Origin of the sequence: Moorena sp. SIO4A5 (assembly GCF_010672005.1) — a bacterium.
Lineage (GTDB): Bacteria > Cyanobacteriota > Cyanobacteriia > Cyanobacteriales > Coleofasciculaceae > Moorena.
In genome coordinates this window covers 1-6,031 of sequence record NZ_JAAHHZ010000283.1, presented here as the reverse complement: position 1 = coordinate 6,031, position 6,031 = coordinate 1, and the positions used below count along the sequence as shown (strand labels likewise).

Here is a 6,031-nt window from a genome sequence, read left to right as displayed (position 1 = left end):
TAAGCAACGTCTGGGAGAAAGCTTACTGGGAGTTTTAATTAATGATATTCCCCAAGACAAGCTATCAAGGGTAAAAACAACATTGAAACCGTTTCTGGAACGGCAAGAAATCCCAGTATTGGGAATGCTGCCTAGAAATAATCTGTTGCGCAGTGTTAGTGTTCGGGAACTAGTAGATCAGTTGCAAGCTAAAGTGCTATGCTGCCCTGACCGTTTGGATTTGATGGTGGAAACCTTGACCATTGGGGCGATGAATGTCAATGCTGCTCTGAAGTATCTACGCAAGGGCGTTAATATGGCGGTGGTGACGGGAGGGGATCGCCCAGACCTTCAGATGGCTGCTCTAGAAACCTCAACCCACTGTTTAATCCTCACCGGTCAAGTTCAGCCTCAATCGGTTATTCTCAGACGTGCTGAAGAGTTTGAAATTCCAGTACTTTCCGTTGATTTAGACACCCTAACTACTGTTGAGATTATTGACAATTCTTTTGGTCAAGTACATCTCCATGAAGCAATTAAGGTGGAGTGTATGCAACAGATGATGAATGAATATTTCGACATTGAGCGGTTGCTCAAGCTACTTGGTTTGAACCCAGCTTTATAGATGCAAGATGCATTAGTTGAAGGTTCAAAGGTTAGAAGGTTCTTCGCCCCGTATTCGGTGTAGGGTAGGTTGGTAGGTTGGCAGGTTGGCAGGTTGGCAGGTTGGCAGGTTGGCAGGTTGGCAGGTTGGCAGGTTGAACGCGCACGCGTGGCCTATTGGCCAAGGTTGGCAGGTTGGCAGGTTGGCAGGTTGGCAGATTGGCAGCTTGTTCGGGTAGCGTGGCCTATTGGCCAACGTTTGAACCTTCAACTTTAAACTTACTAAATAAATTCTAACTCTGTTAAAGGTAACTCTATTCAACTAAATATGAAACCAATTCTGGTTTTTGTCACCATTAATTTTGAAGGTTGTCAGGTTATAATGTTTAAGGTTAAAAGGTTCAACCTTGGCCTATGGCCACGCTACGCGAACAACTTAAGCTTCCTTGCCTTGTAACTCTTTTAAACTTTCAACTTGCTAACTTTTAATTCTGTTAACGATGAAACCAGTTATTGTTTTCGGCAGTATCAATATGGATTTGGTAGCCAAAACTCCCCGGTTACCAGTTCCAGGTGAAACACTACAAGGCCATGAATTTTTTACTGCCCCTGGTGGGAAAGGGGCAAATCAAGCTGTGGCGGTGGCACGGTTGGGTATCCCCACTAAAATGGTGGGGCGCGTTGGTAGTGATGATTTTGGAACTCAGCTAGGCCACAGTCTAGGCGTAACCGGTGTTGACACTGATAGTGTTTTGGTTGAGGAGGGGGTGAGTTCTGGGATTGCAGTGATTTCGGTGGATGAGGCTGGGGAGAATACCATTATTTTCGTGGCTGGTGCTAATGGGCATGTTAATGAAACTGATCTGGAACGCCTCAGTAGTTTGTTGCCAGGAGCCGCTGTTTTATTGATACAGTTGGAGATTCCCATGTCCGTGGTGCTCTTAGCAGCAGCGGCAGCTCAGAAAGTGGGTTGTCCAGTGATTCTTGACCCAGCACCAGCTCAGGAGTTGCCAGAGGAACTGTATGGCATGGTGGATATTATGACACCGAATCAGTTGGAAGCCTCTGTACTAGTGGATTTTCCTGTCGATACCATAGAGTCAGCCAAGAACGCATCGGAAGTACTGTTGCAACGAGGTGTGGATACGGTGATTGTGACCTTAGGGGAGCAGGGGGTTTTCTGTGCCACTGGTTCTGAATCGTTCTTCGTCCCCGCTTTTTCTGTTGAGGCTGTGGATACCGTGGCGGCTGGAGATGCGTTTAATGGTGCAATGGCTGTGGCAATAGCCAAAGGGTTACCGTTGCGGCAAGCGGTAGTATGGGGAGCTGCAGCTGGGGCGCTTGCTGTGACTAAGGCTGGGGCTCAGCCTTCTTTGCCTGATCAAGAGACATTCAATGCCTTTCTCACAGAATTAGGTATTAGCTATTAGCTATGATAGCATGATAGTCTTAGATATTAGATATTAGATATTAATTCTTAGATATTAGTGATTGCTAATAGATCATTTACCCGGAATTTGCTACTACTGGAAATCCTGATGGTGGACGTACTAATTAGTACTAATTAATCCAATTGGAGCAAATTATTGAATTTTGGTAGTACGTTTATATAAAAACTCAGCCCTTAAGCACTCACTACTATACAGTAACTAGACTGTAACATTCTCATAAATTAAGGAGATGGGACAACTAAAATCAATGCTGGTCAAGTGAATTTCTTCTCCTTCTGTGTAGGGATTGAGTTCCCATTTGCCTTGTGGATTGCGCCGGAAGCACTCGATAGTGATCTGTTGAGTATCAATCAAAAGGTATTCTTGTAAGGTTTTGATACGGCGATAGTTAGCAAATTTGCGACCTCGATCAAAGGCTTCAGTGGAGGGAGAGAGGACTTCTGCAATCAGACAGGGATGATAAATGACTTTGAGGGCATTGCTGTCTCGTTGGTCGCAGGTTACCATGACATCGGGGTAGTGAAAGGGGCCTTTTTCCGATACACCCACTTTGACACTAAAGATAAAAGGACGACACGAACCTCCCCCCAAATGGCTTTTTAAGGCAGTCGCAAGATTCAGAGCAATGGTTCCATGGGGAATAGTTCCCCCAGTCATAGCATAGACTTCGCCGTCGATGTATTCATAGTTGAGTTCTTGCTTTTCCTCCCAGTCTAGATAAGCTTCGGGAGTCATGTACTCTCTGTGATAAGAAGCAACCATAACCACCTCACCTATTAAGTGATGTCTTTTATGTCCTGTTTTGGAGCTAGTTGAGCTTATTTTCAACTATAGCGCGAAACTCCCCCTGACCGAAACCGCGACATATGATAAGACAAAATATTTTTGCTTTCATACGTGCTCGCTTTCGACAGGGCTTTCAGTGTTGTTTTTTCTAAAAACGGGTATTGTAACCGTAAACGTTGTGCCTTGGTTGAGAGTGCTTTCAACTTTGATTTGACCGTGGTGATTCTCAACTATTGTTTTAGCGATCGCTAAACCTAGCCCAGCTCCTTTTGCTGTATCATAGGGTCTAGCTGGATCAGCTCGATAAAAGCGATCAAAAATGTGAGGTAATGCTGATGCACAGATGCCTTGACCGGAATCAGTTACCTTAACTTGAAGGAGGTAGCGCGGTCTTGGCAGTCCCCCCCATGAGGGACTACCAGTGAGGAATTGCAGGTTTGTTGGCCTACGTTTGCTGGGAGGTTCTAACTGTTGTAATTCCACTTGAATAAATGCTTCCCCTGGAGTTTTGGTAGAGGCGGGTGTGTATTGCACAGCATTATTCACTAGATTGGTAAATAAACGTACCAATTGATTCCAATCCCCCTCAAAGGTAAAGGCATCTTCGTCGAATGTTGGATTTTGGAATTCCTTACTAGGGCAGGGTGGCAGAAATACCTCACCAGCCCCCATCTCTTCCTCTGTCTGCTCTGTCTGCTCTGTGCTCTGTCCATGATCGGGATTGGGGATTTCAATCAAGTACAGGGAAATACCTTTGTCTGTAGCAATCAGTTGTTGCTCCTCGATCACTTCCATTAGCAAAGCATCTAGGTGGACTAATTGCCACTGGGGTTTTACCATACCGCTATCAGCACGAGCCAAAAACAGCAGGTCATTGACCAGTTTTCCTAAGCGCTGGGTTAATCGCTCTATCACTTCGAGTTGGTGCCGTTGCAACTCAGATGCCAAATCGGGATCCCCCAGAGCAACTTGCACGTTAGTCTGAATCGTAGCAATTGGGTTTCTCAGTTCGTGGGAAGCATCAGCAGTGAATTGTTTAAGCCGTTGGTAGGACTCTCTTACTGGCTTCATAGCCATACCAGATAGTAACCAACCAATAGCACCAGTAGAGATAATCATCACCACTGTACCTAGAGTCAGATCAAATATCAGTTGGTGGCTGGGTTTGGTGACTTCAAACCATGGGTGGCTCACCCGTAAATAACCTAAGATATAATCTTCGATTTCCACCGGTTGGGTTAACTGTCGCAGGAGATGCTCTGCTGATAAATGAACTGTTGCCCTAGTGGTGTTGGTCTTTAAGGGAATAGTTAAGGGTTCTGAGAAGGTTGACCAAAGCAAATCCCCCTTCGGACTAAACCACTCCAGGTCAATGTGGTCATCTTCTACCCGATCACTATTGTCTCGAAAACTGGCTTCAATGTTGAATTGATAGGGCATCTCGCCATGATCCACAGGTTGAATCACCAGTGATCGCTCTACCACTTCTACGACATGTTTGAGGGTGTCATCAACCCGTTCAATCAGGGTGTGGCGGACATAAAGATAGACACCAGTTGCAAATAGTAACAGTAAGACTGCTGTGACGGTAGTGTACCACAGAGCAAGGCGTCGGCGAGTAGTTTGAAACATGCTTATTTAACAGACATCTAAGATCAACAGGACTTACGCCGCCAACCCGGTTTCTTAAAAAAAATTACAGCAATTTGAGCCTTTGATTTATAGCCAGAAACCGGGTTTTAAGGGTCTTGGTGCCTAAGTCCTGATCAAATCTGGTTGAATAATCATGATATCCAGGATCCGATAATGGGTAATGGGTAATATCAATTCCGGTAGCATCGGATTGATCACAATTGAGCACCCGAACCAGTTGCTGCCAGTGTAGAGGACAAAGCTAAAATTGATATCGTGTCCGGTTAAATCGTTCTGGTTTGTAGGGATGTTGTCTGCAACGTCTCTACAAGGAAGGTTTGATTGATTGTTCCTTGTCCGACTTGTCTGCCAAAAGAATGACCCTTCAAAAAAGCGATCGCATACCAGCAAAACCATCTCTAAGCTCTCGGGAATACCTGTTTCAGTCCCTAGTGGACAATTCTCCCGAGTGTATAGGGGTATTTGACCGGGAATTTCGTTATGTCTATGCTAATCCGTCCCTGTCCAAGGCCATTGGGATCGCCCAGTCAGAATTGATCGGCAAAACCCATCGTGACCTGCAGATGCCAGAAGACTTTATCCATTTATGGGATAGAGCCATGGAAAAGGTGTTTGCTACAGGTCAAGAAAAGAGCATTGAATTCCAGTGGATCAAAGAGAATGGGCGACAGTTTTATCAATCCTTTCTGGTGCCAGAGTTGGCCAGTGATGGTTCAGTAGAATTTGTCTTGGGGTTTAGCTGCGGGATTAGCGATCGCATAACCAATACAGAATTTTCAAGGTGGATTGAGCAGTTACAGAACTCTAACCGAGAACTGGAACAGTTTGCTTATGTGGCTTCCCACGATTTACAAGAACCCCTGCGGAAGGTCAAGAGTTTCACAGAATTGCTGGTGGAAGAGTACCAGGGGAAATTGGATCACGAAGCAGACAAATACATGGCTTACATTGTTGATGGTGTTTTCCGCATGCAGAGTCTGATTAAAGATCTGCTCGCCTACTCCCGTTTGGGTCGGTCTGAACTGACCTTTGAACCCACAGATATCGCTGAAGTGCTTGAACAGGTTCTTGAAAACTTGAGTGTTACCATTAAAGAAAATCATGCTGTCATCACCCATGATCCACTGCCAACTATCTCAGCTAATCCCCAACACATGGTGGAATTGTTCCAGAATCTAATCAGTAATGGCATCAAATTCCGTTCCGAGGCAACTCCTGAGATTCACATTGAAGCTCAGTTGCAGGAATCCAAATGGTTAATAGGGGTTCGAGATAATGGTATTGGTATTCCAACCAAGTATGCTGAACGAATTTTTTCCATATTCCAACGACTACATGGTAGGAGCAAGTATCCCGGTACCGGGATTGGTTTAGCCATTTGTCAGAAAATCGTCCAGTGTCACGGTGGAAATATTTGGGTCGAATCCGAGTCTGGTGTTGGCTCAAGATTCTATTTCACCTTGCCAATTCATCAGAGTTGGTAGCCAAAGATGGCTGATGGGTTTGTGGATAAAAAATCAATAATAAATGATATGATAGCCAAGTTCAACTAACCCAAT

6 protein-coding genes are annotated in these 6,031 nt (G+C 45.0%); 4 read left to right on the top strand and 2 right to left on the bottom strand.

The window, feature by feature from the left end:
* From F6K57_RS35040 to rbsK, 3 genes are all read left to right on the top strand, one after another.
* Positions 1 to 604, top strand: a 604-nt coding sequence (locus F6K57_RS35040; protein WP_293072591.1) for a phosphotransacetylase family protein, incomplete at its 5' end; no start/stop codon positions are given.
* 306 nt (positions 605 to 910) lie between these two features.
* The gene (locus F6K57_RS35035; protein WP_269087004.1) at positions 911 to 1,039 is read left to right on the top strand and encodes a hypothetical protein; all 129 of its coding nucleotides are present in this window, start codon (positions 911 to 913) and stop codon (positions 1,037 to 1,039) included.
* 43 nt (positions 1,040 to 1,082) lie between these two features.
* Positions 1,083 to 2,012, top strand: coding sequence for a ribokinase (rbsK, locus tag F6K57_RS35030; RefSeq protein ID WP_075899725.1), 930 nt, complete (start codon positions 1,083 to 1,085; stop codon positions 2,010 to 2,012).
* A 219-nt stretch (positions 2,013 to 2,231) separates the two neighbouring features.
* Here rbsK and F6K57_RS35025 read toward each other — a convergent pair whose 3' ends face one another.
* The gene (locus tag F6K57_RS35025; RefSeq protein ID WP_293060793.1) at positions 2,232 to 2,795 is read right to left on the bottom strand and encodes a Uma2 family endonuclease; all 564 of its coding nucleotides are present in this window, start codon (positions 2,793 to 2,795) and stop codon (positions 2,232 to 2,234) included.
* A gap of 129 nt (positions 2,796 to 2,924) precedes the next feature.
* On the bottom strand, positions 2,925 to 4,451 hold the full coding sequence (locus F6K57_RS35020; RefSeq protein WP_293072588.1) for an ATP-binding protein: 1,527 nt from the start codon (positions 4,449 to 4,451) through the stop codon (positions 2,925 to 2,927).
* Positions 4,452 to 4,828: 377 nt separating this feature from the next.
* Here F6K57_RS35020 and F6K57_RS35015 point away from each other — a divergent pair, with 377 nt between their 5' ends.
* Positions 4,829 to 5,956, top strand: coding sequence for an ATP-binding protein (locus F6K57_RS35015; protein WP_293072586.1), 1,128 nt, complete (start codon positions 4,829 to 4,831; stop codon positions 5,954 to 5,956).
* Positions 5,957 to 6,031 lie beyond the last annotated feature (75 nt).

Coding starts and splice junctions, on each gene's coding strand:
- F6K57_RS35015 (WP_293072586.1), top strand. CDS start 4,829: ATGACCCTTCAAAAAAGCGATCGCATACCAGCAAAACCATCTCTAAGC.
- F6K57_RS35035 (WP_269087004.1), top strand. CDS start 911: ATGAAACCAATTCTGGTTTTTGTCACCATTAATTTTGAAGGTTGTCAG.
- F6K57_RS35025 (WP_293060793.1), bottom strand. CDS start 2,795: ATGGTTGCTTCTTATCACAGAGAGTACATGACTCCCGAAGCTTATCTA.
- F6K57_RS35020 (WP_293072588.1), bottom strand. CDS start 4,451: ATGTTTCAAACTACTCGCCGACGCCTTGCTCTGTGGTACACTACCGTC.
- rbsK (WP_075899725.1), top strand. CDS start 1,083: ATGAAACCAGTTATTGTTTTCGGCAGTATCAATATGGATTTGGTAGCC.